The organism is Caldicoprobacter sp. (genome assembly GCF_047459465.1).
In the GTDB taxonomy this organism is placed as follows: Bacteria; Bacillota; Clostridia; order Caldicoprobacterales; family Caldicoprobacteraceae; genus Caldicoprobacter.
The window spans coordinates 1-15,794 of sequence record NZ_VSCO01000030.1 but is presented as its reverse complement, the minus strand read 5'-3'; the positions used below and the strand labels follow the sequence as shown (position 1 = coordinate 15,794).

The window sequence follows — 15,794 nt, the reverse complement described above, 5'->3', positions numbered from 1 at the left end:
GTTTGGCCAGGGAAGATGTAATTGAGGTTGAGGGCACTGTGGTGGAAGCGTTACCCAATGCGATGTTTCAGGTGGAGCTGGACAACGGTCATAGGGTTTTAGCCCACCTATCGGGGAAACTGCGTATGAACTTCATACGTATTTTGCCCGGTGACAGGGTAACGGTGGAATTATCGCCATATGACCTCACTCGTGGCCGAATTACGTGGCGCCTTAAATAATAAGGAGGGATACAGCGATGAAAGTGCGACCATCGGTTAAGACCATATGCGAAAAATGCAAGATCATAAAGAGAAAAGGTAAAATAAGGGTGATTTGTGAAAACCCTAAACACAAACAAAGACAGGGATAATCTGAGAATGTTTTGAAATATGAAGAAAATGGAATAATTAAGATTACGGAGGTGTGACAATGGCGCGTATTGCCGGTGTTGATCTACCCAGGGAGAAAAGGGTGGAGATTGCTCTGACATATATCTATGGCATTGGTAGGGCCAAAGCCAACGAGATTCTGGCCGCAACAGGCGTCAATCCCGATACCAGGGTAAAGGACCTAACTGAAGAAGAAGTAGCCAAGCTGAGGGATTATATCGACAAGAATGTGAAAGTCGAAGGTGACCTTCGCAGGGAAGTAGCCCTTAACATAAAGAGGCTAATAGATATTGGGTGTTATAGGGGAATAAGGCACAGAAGAGGTCTGCCGGTTCGTGGACAGAGAACGCGTTCCAATGCACGTACCCGAAAAGGTCCGAGGCCGGGTATTGGTACAAGGAAGAAGAAGCAGCAAGGAGGCGTGTGATAGATGGCGAGGAAAACACGTAGAACTGCAAAAAGGCGCGAGAAAAAGAATATAGAGCGAGGAATAGCCCATATTCAATCGACTTTCAATAATACCATTGTGACCATTACCGATACTGCGGGGAATGCCATTACGTGGGCAAGCGCTGGTACTGTAGGTTTTACTGGGACCAAGAAAGGGACCCCCTACGCAGCGCAGTTAGCAGCAGAGTCGGCCGCCAAGGCTGCTATGGAATATGGACTCAAAACGGTGGAGGTACACGTAAAAGGTCCTGGAGCGGGACGGGAAGCTGCAATACGCTCGCTGCAGGCTGCGGGGCTTGAAGTAAGCCTTATTAAGGATGTTACTCCCATACCTCACAACGGTTGCCGGCCACCTAAACGCAGAAGAGTATAAAAAACAAATGTCTGGAGGTGTTAAGTGAATGGCTAAATATACGGGACCTGCATGCCGGCTTTGCAGGCGCGAAGGCATGAAGCTGTATTTGAAAGGAAGCCGCTGCTATACCGACAAGTGCGCTTTTGAGAGAAGGCCTTTTCCACCTGGACAGCATGGTAGGGACAGAAAGAAGCTCTCTGAATACGGAATCCAGCTGCGTGAAAAGCAGAAGGTCAAGAGAATATATGGCGTGCTGGAGAGGCAGTTTAGAAGGTATTTCAGCATAGCTGAGCGCATGAAGGGCATAACCGGCGAAAATCTCCTGCAGATACTGGAGAGAAGGCTGGACAACGTGGTATACCGCATGGGATTTGCAAGTTCCCGCATGCAGGCGCGCCAGTTGGTCCGCCATGGGCACATTACCGTGAACGGTAGGAGGGTGAATATCCCATCTTACTTGGTGGATGTGGGAGATGTGATCGCCGTCGCTGAAAAGAGTGCTGCTAAAATGGAGCATTTCAAAGCCTTGCGCGAACAAGGTCCGGCTGGTAATATAGTTCAGTGGTTGTCCGTTGATTTTGACAAGCTAGAGGGAACGGTGACTGCGTTGCCTACACGCCAGGATATCGATACGCCTATTCAGGAGCACTTGATCGTCGAGCTGTACTCCAAGTGATGATTTGTACGGTCTGAAGAGTATCCCGTCCTCGGAGAGGTGTAGTTTAACAACGTGATGAGGAGGGTTTATTTGAATGATTGAAATTGAGAAGCCCAGAATAGAGATTGTAGAAATAAGCGAAGATAATCGCTATGGTAAGTTTGTGGTGGAACCCCTGGAAAGAGGGTTTGGCATTACCCTTGGTAATTCCTTAAGGAGGGTGTTGCTGTCTTCGTTGCCAGGGGCTGCGGTTACCTCCATCAGGGTAGACGGCGTGCTCCATGAGTTTTCCACAATACCGGGCGTGAAGGAGGATCTGGTTGAGATAATCCTCAACCTGAAGGAACTTTGCATAAAGATGGAGACCAACGAGCCCAGGGTTTTGACCATAAATGCCCAGGGCCCCTGTGAAGTGAAAGCGGGCGATATAATCACCGATGCCGATGTGGAGATCGTAAACCCTGACCTGCACATAGCCACCTTAAATGAAGACGGAAAGCTCTATATGGAGATGAACGTCGAGAAGGGCAGGGGCTATGTGCCGGCAGAAAAGAATAAGAAGCCGGGGCAGCCCATTGGCATCATTCCCGTCGACTCGATATTTACTCCCATCAGAAAAGTGAATTTTACGGTGGAGGATACCCGCGTTGGGCAGGTTACCGACTATGATAAGCTGACGTTGGAGGTTTGGACAAATGGCACCATAAAGCCCGATGAGGCAACCAGCCTGGCTGCAAAGATACTGAGCGAGCACTTAGCCTTGTTCATCAATTTGACCGACCGTGTAAATAACGTTGAGATCATGGTAGAAAAGGAAGAGGACAAGGAAGAAAAAGTGCTCGAGATGACTATAGAAGAGCTTGACCTTTCCGTTCGCTCATATAATTGCTTGAAACGCGCCGGAATCAATACGGTGGGTGAGCTCATACAGAGGACGGAAGAGGACATGATGAAGGTCAGGAATTTGGGCAAAAAATCTCTTGAAGAAGTGCAACAGAAGCTGAAAGCTTTGGGCTTGAGCTTGAAGAAGAAGGAAGAATGATTTATGGAATGCAAATATTGCTTAAGAGGGAGGCGATAATATGGCCAGACAGAGGAAATTGGGCAAGCCCAGCGACCAAAGGCGTGCCCTGCTTCGCAATCAGGTATCGGCCTTGCTGTGGCACGGTAGAATAGTTACCACAGAAGCGAGAGCCAAAGAAGTGCGGCGCATTGCTGAAAAGCTCATTCACTATGCCGTAGAGGAGTACGATAAGACTGTAAAGGTACAAAAAGAGGTCAACAACGAAAAGGGTCAGACCGTTACAATAGAGGTTACCAATGATGCTCCTTCCAAATTGCACGCACGGCGAAAGATGATGGCTTTCCTTTATGATTTGCGCGAACCCAAAAGCCGTGAGGAGACCAAGAAGGAATACAAGCAGCGCATGAGAGAGATAAAACATCCTCTTATAGAGAAGCTGTTTAATGAATATGGGCCTAAGTATAGGGCTAGAAATCAGGAGAAGAATTGCGCTGGAGGTTATACCAGGATTATCAAGCTAGGTCCCAGGAGAGGGGATGGCGCTGAACAGGTTCTCATAGAGTTGGTAGATTAATTTTGATAGTGGATTAAGTGTTACACTTAATCCATAATTTTTATCATAGAAGTTAAAATCTTTAAGGAGAGAACCATGGAGCCTATCATCAGGTTACAGGACGTACAATTTGAATATTTGAGCTTTGAAGGGGAGGAGATTGCGGCTCTAAACGGGGTGACCCTTGACATCCAAAAGGGGGAGTTTGTTGTCATAATCGGGCACAACGGGTCCGGAAAGTCCACGCTGGCCAAGCATCTCAATGCGCTTCTGCGTCCCAGCGGTGGCGTGGTATGGATAAAGGGAATGGATACCAGGGATGAGGATAAGCTGTGGGAGATACGCCAAACAGCGGGCATGGTCTTCCAAAACCCTGATAACCAACTGGTAGCTACAATTGTGGAGGAGGATGTGGCCTTTGGGCCAGAAAACTTGGGCCTTCCCCCCGAAGAGATACGCAGGAGAGTGAATGAGGCCCTTAAGGCTGTGGGCATGGAGGAATATGCCCAGGCGGCTCCTCACTATCTCTCCGGGGGGCAGAAACAAAGGGTTGCCATAGCCGGCATCCTAGCCATGAAGCCCGAAATAATCGTGCTGGATGAACCTACCGCCATGCTGGATCCCGTGGGGCGCCGTGAAGTGATGGAGACGGTCAAATATTTGAACAGGCATGAAGGCATTACCGTGGTTCATATAACCCACTATATGGAGGAAGCAGTTGATGCCGACAGGGTCATCGTGATGGAACAGGGCAAGATAGTGCTGCAAGGGACGCCACGGCAGGTATTTTCCCAGGTTGAGGTTTTAAAGGAGATAGGGCTGGATGTACCACAGGTGACCGAGCTGGCTTATAGGCTCAAAGCCGAAGGGCTGGATATTCCTCTGGACGTTTTAAAAGTGGAAGAGATGGTGGAGGCCATATGCCGATTATAGTTGAACACTTAACGCATGTATATATGCCAGGCAGCCCTTTTGAATCCCTGGCCTTGGATGATGTCAGCTTTGAGATTAAGGATGGGGAGTTTATTGGACTCATTGGCCATACCGGTTCGGGAAAATCTACCTTGGTACAGCACCTCAATGGCCTTTTAAAGCCGACCAGTGGAAGAATAGTGGTGGACGATATTGAAATTACCAGCACCAGCAAAGTACCCAAGAGGCTCAGACAGCATGTGGGGCTGGTGTTTCAGTATCCCGAGCATCAGCTGTTTGAGGAAACGGTGTACCAGGATATCGCCTTTGGGCCCAGAAACTTGAACCTTCCCGAGGGCGAAGTGGAGAGAAGGGTAAGGGAGGCCATGGCCCTAGTGGGGTTGGATTTTGAGGCCATAAAGGACCGATCGCCCTTTGAGATAAGCGGAGGGCAGAGAAGAAGGGTAGCCATTGCTGGAGTCCTCGCCATGGAGCCCAGTATCCTCATCTTAGATGAGCCTACAGCTGGCCTTGACCCTAAGGGAAGGGACGAGATTTTAAGCCAGATAAAGAACCTCCATGAACAGCGCGGTATGACCATCATCCTGGTTTCCCACAGCATGGAGGATATTGCCAGATTGGTGGATAGGATCATAGTGATGAACAGGGGTAAAATAGCTTTGGTAGGTAAACCGGAAGAGGTTTTTTCCTGCGTGGAAGAACTTCATGCCATGGGGTTGGGGATTCCACAGATAACCCAAGTGATGAGGGGGTTAAAGGCTAGGGGAATGGACGTTCCTGACAATATCTATACCGTGGATCAGGCCGTAAAGGTCATACTGGAGAGGATAAGGGGGAAGAAAAATGCTTAAAGACATCACCATAGGGCAGTTTTTCCCCGGGGAATCAGTGATACATAAGCTTGATCCACGTGTTAAGATAGTATTGACTTTTGCCTTTATAGTGATCATATTTTTTGTTAAAACCTACGTGGGGTATGGGCTGATTTTTGCCTATATAGCCCTAGCGGTGCGGCTTTCAAAGGTTCCCATGCGGTACATCGTGAGGGGGCTTAAGCCACTGCTGTTCATAATAGTTTTGACCTTTTTCATAAACGTCTTTTTTACTCCCGGCAACAAGGTGTTGTTCCGGATGTGGGCTTTTAAATTTACCCAGGAAGGGTTAAACCAAGGGATTTTTATGACGTTGAGGTTGGTGCTGCTGGTGGTGGGGACTTCTCTGCTTACCCTGACTACTTCTCCCATATCTTTAACCGATGGCATTGAACGCCTGCTTCAGCCCCTTCGGGTTATAAAATTCCCGGCTCATGAGTTGGCCATGATGATGACCATTGCCCTGCGGTTTATCCCCACCCTTCTGGAGGAGACCGACAAGATAATGAAAGCACAAATGGCCAGGGGGGCTGATTTTGAGAGCGGCAATCTGTTTCAAAGGGCCAAGGCGTTGGTGCCTCTTCTTGTGCCGCTGTTTATAAGCGCTTTTAGAAGGGCCGATGAACTTGCCATGGCCATGGAATCCCGCTGCTACCGTGGTGGGCAAAATCGTACGCGCATGAAGATACTCAAGGCCACCAAGAGGGATTATGTTGCGGTAGCAGTGACGGTATTGCTGATTGCTGCTATACTCCTGGATAGCTATGTGCTATGATGGACATAAAGTGATTGAGAGCTAGGTTGTCGGTTGGGACATCTTTAGGAGATATATTGATTTGACCGAATAGCCGGAAACGACAAGGGCTGTGACGGATGAGGTGTAGCCTAAAGGCATAACCAGGATGTGGGAGCATGGGGTCATGAGAAATATAAAGCTGGTGTTGGAGTATGACGGTACCAACTACGCTGGTTGGCAAAGGCAGAAGAACGCCCTTTCAATTCAACAGGTGGTGGAGGAGGCCTTATATAAGCTTACCGGGGAAAAAATCACGGTTATAGGTGCAGGACGGACAGACAGTGGCGTGCATGCGCGGGGCCAGGTAGCCAATTTTTTTACGGCCTCCAGGATCCCTGCCGACCGGTTTAGCTTTGCCTTAAACTCACTGCTGCCCTACGATATTCGAGTGCTGGAGTCACAGGAAGTTCCACTTGAATTTCATGCCAGGTATTGGGCCAAAGCTAAGCAGTACAGGTATTCAATATGCGCAAGGACGCATGCCCCTGCCATAGGCAGAAATTATTACTATCACGTTCCTGATGTTCTAGATGTGGAAGCGATGAATGCTGCAGCTCAATATATCATAGGTACTCACGATTTTAAGGCTTTTCAGAGCGCTGGTAGCAGCGTGAAAAACACCGTGAGGATGATATACCAGGCCCGTTGGATTTGGGAACCGCCTTGTTATCTGTATTTTGACATTAAGGGCAACGGCTTTTTATACAATATGGTACGCATACTTGTAGGCACCTTTATAGAGATAGGAAGGCATAGGATGCAGGAGTCCGATATGAAGCGGATTTTGGAGTCGGGAGATAGGGCCAAGGCGGGACCGACAGCGCCTGCCCACGGCTTGTGCCTGGAAAAGGTATATTATTGACATTTCCGAATTTTACAGCCAGCCCAGCCAGGCACGGGCAAAGCTGGCGTTTTTTGATATGGGCCCGGTGTAGTTGGAGCTCATTGAATCTGATGAAAATCCAAGTACCGATTGTTAGAAAATTTTTAAGGCAGGCTTAAAACAAATTGGGATTTTTGGCCTTGACAGCCTAAGGGCCTTGTATTACAATATAGAATAGTTTTAATGTGTTCATTAGCCCCGGATATTTATCGAAAATGATAGATGTGTTTAGACTGCTGGCAAATATGCCAGAGCTAGTGCGGGTCAATGGAATGACAGGCTTTACATCTGACGGTGCGCTTTTGATAATTGTGATAATTTTGATAATTTTGATAATTTTGATAAATAGTTTAAATAGTTTGCCAAAGGATAAAGAAACTTATAAAAAGTGAAAGATAATTTTTTTTGTGAGAGGTTGATCAAGTGAAAGTCGTATGGTGACATGTTGTCACATTAGATAATCGAGCGGAATAGGAGGAAAGGCCATGAAGACGTATGTAGCTAAGCCGGGTAAGGTGGAGAGAAAGTGGTATGTTGTGGATGCTACCGATAAGCCGTTAGGCAGGTTGGCGTCTCAAATCGCAAAAATATTGAGAGGGAAGCATAAACCGATTTATACTCCCCATGTGGATACCGGAGATTATGTGATAGTTATCAATGCTGAGAAGGTTAAGCTGACGGGCAAAAAGCTTGATAAGAAGTTATATCGCCATCATACCCTGTACCCTGGTGGGCTTAAAGAGATTCCTTACAGGAAGCTTTTGGAGACCAAGCCCACGTTTGTAATATATCATGCGGTTAAAGGGATGTTGCCCCACAACAGGCTTGGACGCAAGATGCTTAAAAAGCTAAAGGTATATGCCGGGCCAAATCACAAACATGAGGCTCAGCAGCCCGAAATACTTGAACTGTAATGAAGGTCGGGAAAGGAGAGATATACGTTGGCTAACGTACAATATTATGGGACGGGTAGAAGAAAGACGTCGGTAGCCAGGGTACGGCTTATCCCAGGGGAAGGCAAAATCATCATCAACGGGCGCGATATCAACGATTATTTTGGGATGGAACCGTTAAGGATTATGGTAAGGCAACCTTTGGAACTGACGGGTACTATGGGCAAGTTTGACGTCATAGCGAAGGTTGATGGAGGCGGCTTCAGCGGACAGGCCGGTGCCATCAGACATGGCATATCCCGAGCATTATTAAAGGTGGACGAGGGTTTCCGTCCCGTCCTTAAAAAGGCTGGCTTCTTGACGCGCGATCCGCGAATGAAGGAGAGAAAGAAGTACGGTTTGAAGGGTGCGCGAAGAGCGCCTCAATTCTCCAAGAGATAAATACCAACGGACCGCCAGAAATTGTTTTCTTGGCGGCCTTTTTTATATTCGTTCCCTAATTCATCTTTTCATAAATATCGTTCACTTTCCATGCATTTTAAGGTATAATAAACGTGTTGATATTCGCCTTGAGATGGGATTTTGCTGAAAATAAACATAGATTTGCTGAGATAATTGCTGGGGTAGGTTGTTCTTATGAGAAGCTCAAAGGAGGTTTTAGCATGTTAAAGGACATAATCATCGTAGGGGGAGGTGTGGCTGGCCTTACCGCTGGCTTATATGCCAAGAGAGGCGGGATGGACGCCTTGTTATTTGAGAGGATGTTTTCAGGTGGTCAGATAGCTACCACATATCTGGTGGAGAACTACCCCGGCTTTGATGAGCCTATAAGCGGTCCCGATTTGGCCATGAAGCTGGAAGCCCATGCCCGCAAGTTTGGCCTGGAAATATTGTACGATGAGGTAGTGGAGCTGGAGCTGGAGGGTAGAATTAAGAAGGTGGTCACTGATAAGGGAGAGTACGAAGCCAAGGCGCTCATACTCTGCATGGGTGCACAGCCCAAGAAACTTGGCCTGCCTAAGGAGGATGAGTTCCGGGGTAGAGGAGTATCCTACTGCGCTACCTGCGATGGTGCCTTTTACAAGGATAAGCTGGTGGCGGTGGTGGGCGGTGGGGATACCGCTGTGGAAGATGCCCTCTTCCTGGCCCAGCACGCCGCAAGGGTATATCTTATACACAGGCGTAACGCCCTAAGGGCTTCTAAGATATTGCAGGATAGGCTTTTTGCCAATCCCAAAGTCGAAATACTGTGGGATTCGGTGGTCGACGAAATACTGGGGGATCAGGGAGTAGAGGGACTACTGGTGCGAAACTTGAAAGATGGTTCCAAAAAAGAGCTCAAGGTGGATGGATTGTTTGTAGCGATTGGGATACAACCAAACAATGTCTTGGTTCAGGGTAAGCTTAAGATGAACGAAGCCGGGTTTGTGATAACCGATGAGAATATGGCTACCAGCATACCTGGAGTTTTTGCGGCCGGGGACTTGCGGCAAAAGCCTCTGTGGCAGATCATAACGGCTGCAGCAGACGGTGCTATCGCTTCGGTATCGGCTCAGCGATATATAATGGAGGAGTTTGAGTGACGTTTATATCTGATTTGCGATAGGAGGTCTATATATGGCGCGGATGTTTGGTACCGATGGAGTAAGAGGAGTAGCCAACAGGGATTTGGACTGCCACCTGGCATTCAAGCTGGGGCAGGCTGGGGCTTATGTACTATCAAAGGGCAAAAAGCGGCCCAAGATTTTGATTGGAAAGGATACCAGGCTGTCGGGAGATATGTTGGAAGCAGCACTAATAGCCGGTATTTGTTCGGCAGGTGCTGACGCCTTGGTGGTGGGCGTCATGCCTACTGCGGCTATTGCCTACCTTACAAGGCATTATGAAGTGGATGCCGGCGTGGTCATCTCGGCTTCCCACAATCCCATGGAGTACAACGGCATCAAGTTCTTCGATGGCAATGGCTACAAGCTTCCCGATAAAATGGAAGATGAGATAGAAGCAATTATCAAAGGGCAAGAACAGGTAGATATTCCAGCACCTGTTGGGGACGAGATAGGCAGAAAGGTACCTGTTCCTAACGCACTGCAAGATTATGTCAATTTTCTGAAGGGCACCATAGACGTCGATCTGAGCGGATTGAAGCTGGCTGTGGATTGCGCCAACGGTGCTGCTTACAAGGTAGCGCCCATGGTGTTTTCTCAATTGGGCGCTGAGGTGAAGGTCATCAATGACAACCCCAACGGCGTTAATATAAATTACAATTGCGGTTCCACTCATCCTGAAGGGCTGCAGAGGTTTGTGATAGAGGCCGGGGCGGATGTTGGGTTGGCCTTTGATGGAGATGCAGACAGGTTGATCGCAGTGGATGAGAAGGGGCAGCTGGTGGACGGGGACCAGATAATGGTGATATGTGCCCTTGACATGAAGGAAAGGGGAGTGCTCAAGCACAATACGGTAGTAGCTACCGTCATGAGCAACATAGGTTTTGACATTGCCCTTAAGAAGGCCGGGTGTAATTTTATAAAGACCAAGGTAGGGGATAGGTACGTCCTGGAAGAGATGCTCCAAGGTGGATACAATATCGGGGGCGAACAGTCGGGCCACATAATATTCCTGGACTACAGCACGACGGGGGACGGTATCTTGACGGCGCTGCAGCTGCTGTCGGTGATGAAAAGAAATAACCGCAGGATGTCTGAGCTGGCTTCGGTAATGCAAAGATTTCCCCAGGTGCTGGTAAATGCAAAGGTTAGCCCCGAAAAGAAGGATAGCTATATGGATGATCCCATCATATCGGAGGAGATATCCAGGATTGAAGCCAAGTTCAAAGGAGCGGGCAGGGTACTAATCCGTCCGTCGGGGACGGAGCCCCTTATTAGGGTCATGATTGAAGGAGCTGATCATAAGGAGATAGAAGACAGTGCCAGTAGGCTAGCTAGGTTAATAGAAGAGCGATTAAGTTGAGAGCGAAAATTTGTCATTTAGAGAGGAATTTTTGCAAAATATCTTGTATTCAGTAGGGAAGATGTTATACTAATCATGAGGATGAACGAGAAGCTGGCTGCCCTGAAAAAGGAGGAGTTACACATGATGAAAAGGGGGAGCTCCAGAAGAGGCGGGATATTATGCCTATTTTTGCTGGCAGGCATCATAATCGGCAGCGTAGTAGGGAGAATTTTGGCTGCATATTTTGATATACCTCTGTTTACACAGTCTCTTGAAATTGGTACTAAGGAGGGCCCCATAGTTCTTGATTTGCAGATAATGGATTTGGTATTGGGGATTACCTTTACCATTAACTTCGGTACCGTCCTGGGCGTAGTGCTAGGGCTCATATTTTATTTTAGGTCCTAAAGATGTATAAAGGTGTTTTGCTTTGGCGTATATCTAAACGGCAGGGGGCAATGAGCAGCCTATGAAGATAATACTGGCTTCTGCATCGCCCAGGAGGAGAGATCTACTTCAACAGATGGGCCTCAAGTTTGAAGTTATTCCCAGCGAGCGGGAGGAAGAGGTGCCTGATGGCCTTCCCCCTCATAGGATGGCTGTGGAGTTAGCCCTTAAAAAGGTTGAAAGCGTTGCCCAAATGGTACAGGAGCATGCTCTGATAATAGGTGCCGATACCATTGTAGTTAAGGGCAATAAGGTGTTGGGCAAGCCTAAGGATAAAGATGAGGCATTTCGGATGCTCATGGATCTACAGGGGCAGGTCCATGAGGTGATAACAGGGCTGGCCGTCATGGAGGTACCTGACTGCAAATGCGTGACCGCTTACGAAAAGACAGTGGTGGAAATGGCTTCTCTCACCCCTCAGGAAATTGAGGGGTATATTAGAACGGGAGAGCCCATGGATAAGGCGGGAGCGTATGGCATTCAGGGACTGGGCGGTATGTTTATAAAGAGGATAGAAGGATGTTACTACAATGTGGTGGGTCTTCCCATACACAGCCTGTGGATGATACTTAAGCAATTTGGAGTCGAAATGTTGGCTGTATAGAGTTATTTTAACCGGAGTTATCAAAAATGTAATCTTTGGCAATAATTAATTTAGCAATTCAAAAAAAGAATGTGTTTGGAAGGAGAAAAGGATGATATGGGATTGTTGAACATATTTAGCAGGGATTTGGGAATCGATCTGGGAACTGCCAATACGCTGGTGTATATTCGAGGCAAGGGAATAGTAATCCGCGAGCCCTCTGTAGTGGCCATTCGCAGCGATACCAAAGAGGTGTTGGCTGTTGGTGAAGAAGCCAAGAGGATGATTGGCAGAACGCCAGGCAACATCATTGCCATAAGGCCTATGCGCGATGGCGTCATAGCCGATTTCGATGTCACCCAGGAGATGTTGAAGTATTTCATAAGAAGGGCCATGAGGAGGCCTCTAATGGTGCACCCAAGGGTAGTAATTTCGGTTCCGTCAGGGGTTACCGAGGTTGAGAAGAGGGCTGTGTATGAGGCGGCAAGGCAGGCTGGTGCCCGTGAGGCTTACCTCATAGAGGAGCCCATGGCTGCGGCCATAGGCGCAGGGTTGCCTGTACACGAGCCTACGGGCAGCATGGTGGTGGATATTGGCGGCGGCACCAGCGAGGTAGCTGTGATATCGCTGGGCGGCATAGTGACCAGCAGGTCCTTGAGGATAGGCGGCAACAAGATGGACGATGCCATTATATTCTATATCAAAAAGGAGTACAATCTGATGATAGGTGAGAGGACGGCCGAGGAGATAAAGATCAACATAGGTTCTGCCTATCCCAAAGAGGAAGAACAGGAGATGGATGTTAGAGGCAGGGATTTGGTGACCGGTTTGCCCAAGACCTTGAGGATTACGTCGTCTGAGATTCTCGAGGCCTTGAAGGAACCCGTCGGCCAAATAGTAGAGGCCATCAAGCTCACCCTGGAAAAGACACCGCCTGAACTGGCTGCCGACATTATGGACAAGGGTATAATGTTGACCGGAGGGGGAGCTCTCCTCGATGGCATTGATAGGCTCATAGCACAGGAAACCGGCATGCCGGTTCATATTGCAGATTCGCCTCTGGACTGTGTAGCCGTGGGTACCGGACGTGCGCTGGAGGAATTGGAGGTTTTGAGAAGGGTGACCATCTCATCTAAGAATCTAGCTTGAGATGGGATGGTGATGGTTTTGATTCAATTTCTTAGGAAGCATTCGGGGGCCGTTATAGTGGCAGTCTCACTTTCATTATTGCTGCTGGCTATATTTACCTCCCAGCCACGGGGACACATGACCTTTCTGGAAGGGCTAGTGGGGGAGGTCATTGTGCCTATTCAAAAAGCGATATACAGGGCTGTTTCCTTTATCCAAGGGTCAATTGCCGAGATAAATGAGAGGCGTAATTTGGAGAAAAATTATGAACAGCTCAAGGAAAGGGTTGAGCAGCTGGAAAAGGAGCTGCTCAGGATGAGCGAGCTGGAGAAACAAAACCAGCGTTTGAAGAAGCTGCTGGACTTTGCCGTGGAAAGGGAGGAACTGGTGGTCACAGGCGCCAGAGTCACAGGCAAGGACCCCAGTAACTGGTTTAATGTGTTTACCATAGATAAGGGCAAAAATCATGGCGTAGAGGTCAATATGGCGGTGGTAACCGATCGCGGACTGGTTGGGCGCATCATAGAAGTGGGAGCCAACTGGGCAAAGGTGCGTTCTATCGTGGATGCTCAAAGTTCTATAAGCGGCATAGTCGAGAGAACCAGGGACAATGGCATAGTAAAGGGTAACAACGCTTTTGGGTCTGAAGATGGTACATGTAGGATGGTGTACCTTCCACTGGACTCAGAGGTAAGCGTGGGGGATAAGGTGATTACATCGGGGTTGGGGGATTTGCTCCCCAAGGGAATTTACATCGGGGAAGTGATAGAAGTGGTGCGTTATAAAAAGGACCTCTATAAGACCGCTATTATAAAGCCTGGAGTGGATTTTCAACGGCTAGAAGAGGTGCTGGTAGTTAAGTCAAGGTTTGATGAATGATTTTGGATGACAATATGATATTTGTTTTATGAAATCGGAGATTGCAGTGATATGAAGGTTTGGGTTATAGCTGGTATTCTGTTGGGTAATTTGGTGGTTCAATCAGCGTTATTTCCTTTTATTGAAATATACGGCGTTAGGCCCGATTCGTTGATGGCGCTTGTCATCTCCTTTGCCCTTGTGGCGGGCAATCCTACATCAGCAGCGGTAGGCTTGTGCGGGGGATTGTTACAGGATATACTATTTGGCCAAAATATAGGTTTTTACGCCTTGCAGTACATGCTGGCCGGATATCTTGTAGGCCTGGTTTATGGGAAAGTCTTTGTGGGGAAGGTGCTGATTCCCGTATTTTTTGTAAGCATAGCCACCATATTGCGAGGGCTGTTTGTATTTTTATGGATGTATTTTTCAGGGGTAAGCGTTTCCCTTCACTGGTTGCTTCTAAGGACCATATTGCCTGAGATGGTATATACCGCTGTCATAACGCCCGTTATATATTACTATATAGACAAGCTGTACAAACATAAATTCATGAATCGGCGCTGGCATTTCGATTGAAAGGGGTAAAATATTACCTCTTTTTTGTCTGCTTGAATCATGATAAAATAACTAACGCAAATGTATGCTGGTTGCGCTTGATCGTGTGCCGAAATGCGGCGCAGAGGAGGTCAAAGGAATGCTTAAATGGTTTAAAAACCGCTTTTTTTTATTGGGGCTGATATGTACTTTGGGGTTCAGCACGCTTTTGGTCAGGCTGGCTTATCTTACCGTAGAACTAGGGGATACTTACTATACGCTGTCTATGGAACGAAAATCGGTTGAGATCCCCCTTAGGGGTAGCAGGGGAAATATTTTGGACAGAAACGGCATTCCTATGGCCATGAACAAGCAGATGTTTGTGGTGGAATTGGACAAACAGAGGATGCCTACAGGGGATAAACAGCTTAATGATTTGATTTATAGGGTTGTCAGCATAATAAAGCAAAATGGGGATACCACAAGCCTGATGGATAATATCCCCATAAAGATAGATGAAGGTGGAAGAATATATTATACATGGGAGAAGAAATCTGAGGAGAACCAGAAAAGCGACTTTGAAAGATGGAAATCCGAGGCCGGCATAAAAGTTGACCTGCCAGCAGCCGATATGCTTAAACACCTTAGGGAAAGGTTTAAGATTGACGATGATTTGCCCGACGATATAGCCAGGGATATAATCTCGGTCAGATTGGACATTTACATGAACAGATACCGTCCCAATGCCATAAGGATTGCCACCGGAGTGAGCCAAAAAACGGTGGCCCAGCTTGAGACCTATGCCAGCGAATTGCCGGGGCTCCAGATCTCGGTGGAGATGGGGCGCTACTATCCCATGGGCGATGTGGCGGCACACATAATAGGATATGTGGGCAGGATAAGCAACGAGGATATAGAGGAATACAAGAGGAAGGGCATTGATTTAAAGGAAGAGGGCTATGACCTATCGATAGATCGCATTGGTAAAATGGGGATAGAGAAGTATGCCGAGCAGTGGCTTACGGCCAGCACTAAGGACAAGCACGGCATGTTGTGGGCCGAAGTGAATTCTACAGGCAAAGTGGTAAGGGTATTGAGCGAGACGCCGCCAGAGGACGGGAATGATGTAATTCTTACTATTGACAGCCGCCTGCAAAAAGCGGTGGAAGACATTTTAGCCGAGGAGATACACAAGATGGCAGCAGGCCTGCCACCCTATGAGGGAGATAAACAGGCACCCTATGCCAATAGGGGGGCGGCTGTGGTGCTGGATGTGCGTACCGGCGAAATACTGGCAATGGCCAGCTATCCGTCCTTCGATTTGAATCTGTTCATTCCCGCCATATCCAGCGAGGAATATCAGAAAATTTTGAAAGCTCCGGGAAAGCCGCTGACGGCCATGGCCTTTCAGGAGAGATTCCCTCTGGGATCGGTCATGAAGATGATGGTGGGTATCGCGGCATTAATGGAAGGAAAGGTTACGCTGAATGAGCAGGTATATGAT

21 protein-coding genes are annotated in these 15,794 nt (G+C 47.9%); all 21 read left to right on the top strand.

Features of this window, described 5'->3' with window-relative positions; all coding sequences use genetic code 11:
• Positions 1-2 precede the first annotated feature (2 nt).
• Entirely contained in the window at positions 3-221 is a 219-nt protein-coding gene (gene infA / locus FWJ59_RS03545; RefSeq protein WP_414480611.1) for a translation initiation factor IF-1, read from the top strand.
• 17 nt (positions 222-238) lie between these two features.
• Positions 239-352, top strand: coding sequence for a 50S ribosomal protein L36 (rpmJ, locus tag FWJ59_RS03540; RefSeq protein ID WP_414480610.1), 114 nt, complete (start codon positions 239-241; stop codon positions 350-352).
• Positions 353-411: 59 nt separating this feature from the next.
• The gene (rpsM, locus tag FWJ59_RS03535) at positions 412-798 is read left to right on the top strand and encodes a 30S ribosomal protein S13 (protein WP_414480609.1); all 387 of its coding nucleotides are present in this window, start codon (positions 412-414) and stop codon (positions 796-798) included.
• A gap of 3 nt (positions 799-801) precedes the next feature.
• Positions 802-1,194: a 30S ribosomal protein S11 gene (gene rpsK, locus FWJ59_RS03530; protein ID WP_414480608.1), complete on the top strand. Its 393-nt coding sequence runs from the start codon at positions 802-804 to the stop codon at positions 1,192-1,194.
• Between the two features lie 28 nt (positions 1,195-1,222).
• A complete protein-coding gene (rpsD, locus tag FWJ59_RS03525) occupies positions 1,223-1,852 on the top strand; it encodes a 30S ribosomal protein S4 (RefSeq protein WP_414480607.1) in 630 nt (209 codons plus the stop codon).
• A 76-nt stretch (positions 1,853-1,928) separates the two neighbouring features.
• A complete protein-coding gene (locus tag FWJ59_RS03520) occupies positions 1,929-2,876 on the top strand; it encodes a DNA-directed RNA polymerase subunit alpha (protein WP_414480606.1) in 948 nt (315 codons plus the stop codon).
• 40 nt (positions 2,877-2,916) lie between these two features.
• Positions 2,917-3,432: a bL17 family ribosomal protein gene (locus FWJ59_RS03515; protein WP_414480605.1), complete on the top strand. Its 516-nt coding sequence runs from the start codon at positions 2,917-2,919 to the stop codon at positions 3,430-3,432.
• A gap of 75 nt (positions 3,433-3,507) precedes the next feature.
• Positions 3,508-4,344 (top strand): energy-coupling factor transporter ATPase, encoded by an 837-nt coding sequence (locus tag FWJ59_RS03510; RefSeq protein WP_414480604.1) that lies wholly within the window; start codon positions 3,508-3,510, stop codon positions 4,342-4,344.
• Positions 4,332-5,195: an energy-coupling factor transporter ATPase gene (locus FWJ59_RS03505; protein WP_414480603.1), complete on the top strand. Its 864-nt coding sequence runs from the start codon at positions 4,332-4,334 to the stop codon at positions 5,193-5,195. Before FWJ59_RS03510 ends, FWJ59_RS03505 begins: the two co-directional genes overlap by 13 nt.
• Positions 5,188-5,991: an energy-coupling factor transporter transmembrane component T family protein gene (locus FWJ59_RS03500; RefSeq protein ID WP_414480602.1), complete on the top strand. Its 804-nt coding sequence runs from the start codon at positions 5,188-5,190 to the stop codon at positions 5,989-5,991. Before FWJ59_RS03505 ends, FWJ59_RS03500 begins: the two co-directional genes overlap by 8 nt.
• 145 nt (positions 5,992-6,136) lie before the next feature.
• Positions 6,137-6,874 carry a tRNA pseudouridine(38-40) synthase TruA gene (gene truA, locus FWJ59_RS03495; RefSeq protein ID WP_414480601.1) on the top strand — a complete coding sequence of 246 codons (738 nt, stop codon included), beginning with the start codon at positions 6,137-6,139 and terminating at the stop codon, positions 6,872-6,874.
• Positions 6,875-7,380: 506 nt separating this feature from the next.
• Positions 7,381-7,809: a 50S ribosomal protein L13 gene (gene rplM, locus FWJ59_RS03490; protein ID WP_414480600.1), complete on the top strand. Its 429-nt coding sequence runs from the start codon at positions 7,381-7,383 to the stop codon at positions 7,807-7,809.
• A gap of 27 nt (positions 7,810-7,836) precedes the next feature.
• Positions 7,837-8,229 (top strand): 30S ribosomal protein S9, encoded by a 393-nt coding sequence (gene rpsI / locus FWJ59_RS03485; RefSeq protein ID WP_414480599.1) that lies wholly within the window; start codon positions 7,837-7,839, stop codon positions 8,227-8,229.
• A 221-nt stretch (positions 8,230-8,450) separates the two neighbouring features.
• Positions 8,451-9,371 (top strand): thioredoxin-disulfide reductase, encoded by a 921-nt coding sequence (gene trxB, locus FWJ59_RS03480; RefSeq protein ID WP_414480598.1) that lies wholly within the window; start codon positions 8,451-8,453, stop codon positions 9,369-9,371.
• Between the two features lie 34 nt (positions 9,372-9,405).
• Positions 9,406-10,755, top strand: coding sequence for a phosphoglucosamine mutase (gene glmM, locus FWJ59_RS03475; RefSeq protein ID WP_414480597.1), 1,350 nt, complete (start codon positions 9,406-9,408; stop codon positions 10,753-10,755).
• Positions 10,756-10,878: 123 nt separating this feature from the next.
• On the top strand, positions 10,879-11,145 hold the full coding sequence (locus FWJ59_RS03470; RefSeq protein WP_414480596.1) for a DUF4321 domain-containing protein: 267 nt from the start codon (positions 10,879-10,881) through the stop codon (positions 11,143-11,145).
• Between the two features lie 61 nt (positions 11,146-11,206).
• Positions 11,207-11,788 carry a Maf family protein gene (locus FWJ59_RS03465; RefSeq protein ID WP_414480595.1) on the top strand — a complete coding sequence of 194 codons (582 nt, stop codon included), beginning with the start codon at positions 11,207-11,209 and terminating at the stop codon, positions 11,786-11,788.
• A gap of 96 nt (positions 11,789-11,884) precedes the next feature.
• Positions 11,885-12,916: a rod shape-determining protein gene (locus FWJ59_RS03460; protein ID WP_414480594.1), complete on the top strand. Its 1,032-nt coding sequence runs from the start codon at positions 11,885-11,887 to the stop codon at positions 12,914-12,916.
• 18 nt (positions 12,917-12,934) lie between these two features.
• Positions 12,935-13,774: a rod shape-determining protein MreC gene (mreC, locus tag FWJ59_RS03455; protein WP_414480593.1), complete on the top strand. Its 840-nt coding sequence runs from the start codon at positions 12,935-12,937 to the stop codon at positions 13,772-13,774.
• Between the two features lie 51 nt (positions 13,775-13,825).
• Positions 13,826-14,332 (top strand): rod shape-determining protein MreD, encoded by a 507-nt coding sequence (gene mreD / locus FWJ59_RS03450; protein ID WP_414480592.1) that lies wholly within the window; start codon positions 13,826-13,828, stop codon positions 14,330-14,332.
• A gap of 118 nt (positions 14,333-14,450) precedes the next feature.
• Positions 14,451-15,794 (top strand): penicillin-binding transpeptidase domain-containing protein (locus tag FWJ59_RS03445; protein ID WP_414480591.1); only part of this gene is annotated, 1,344 nt, incomplete at its 3' end.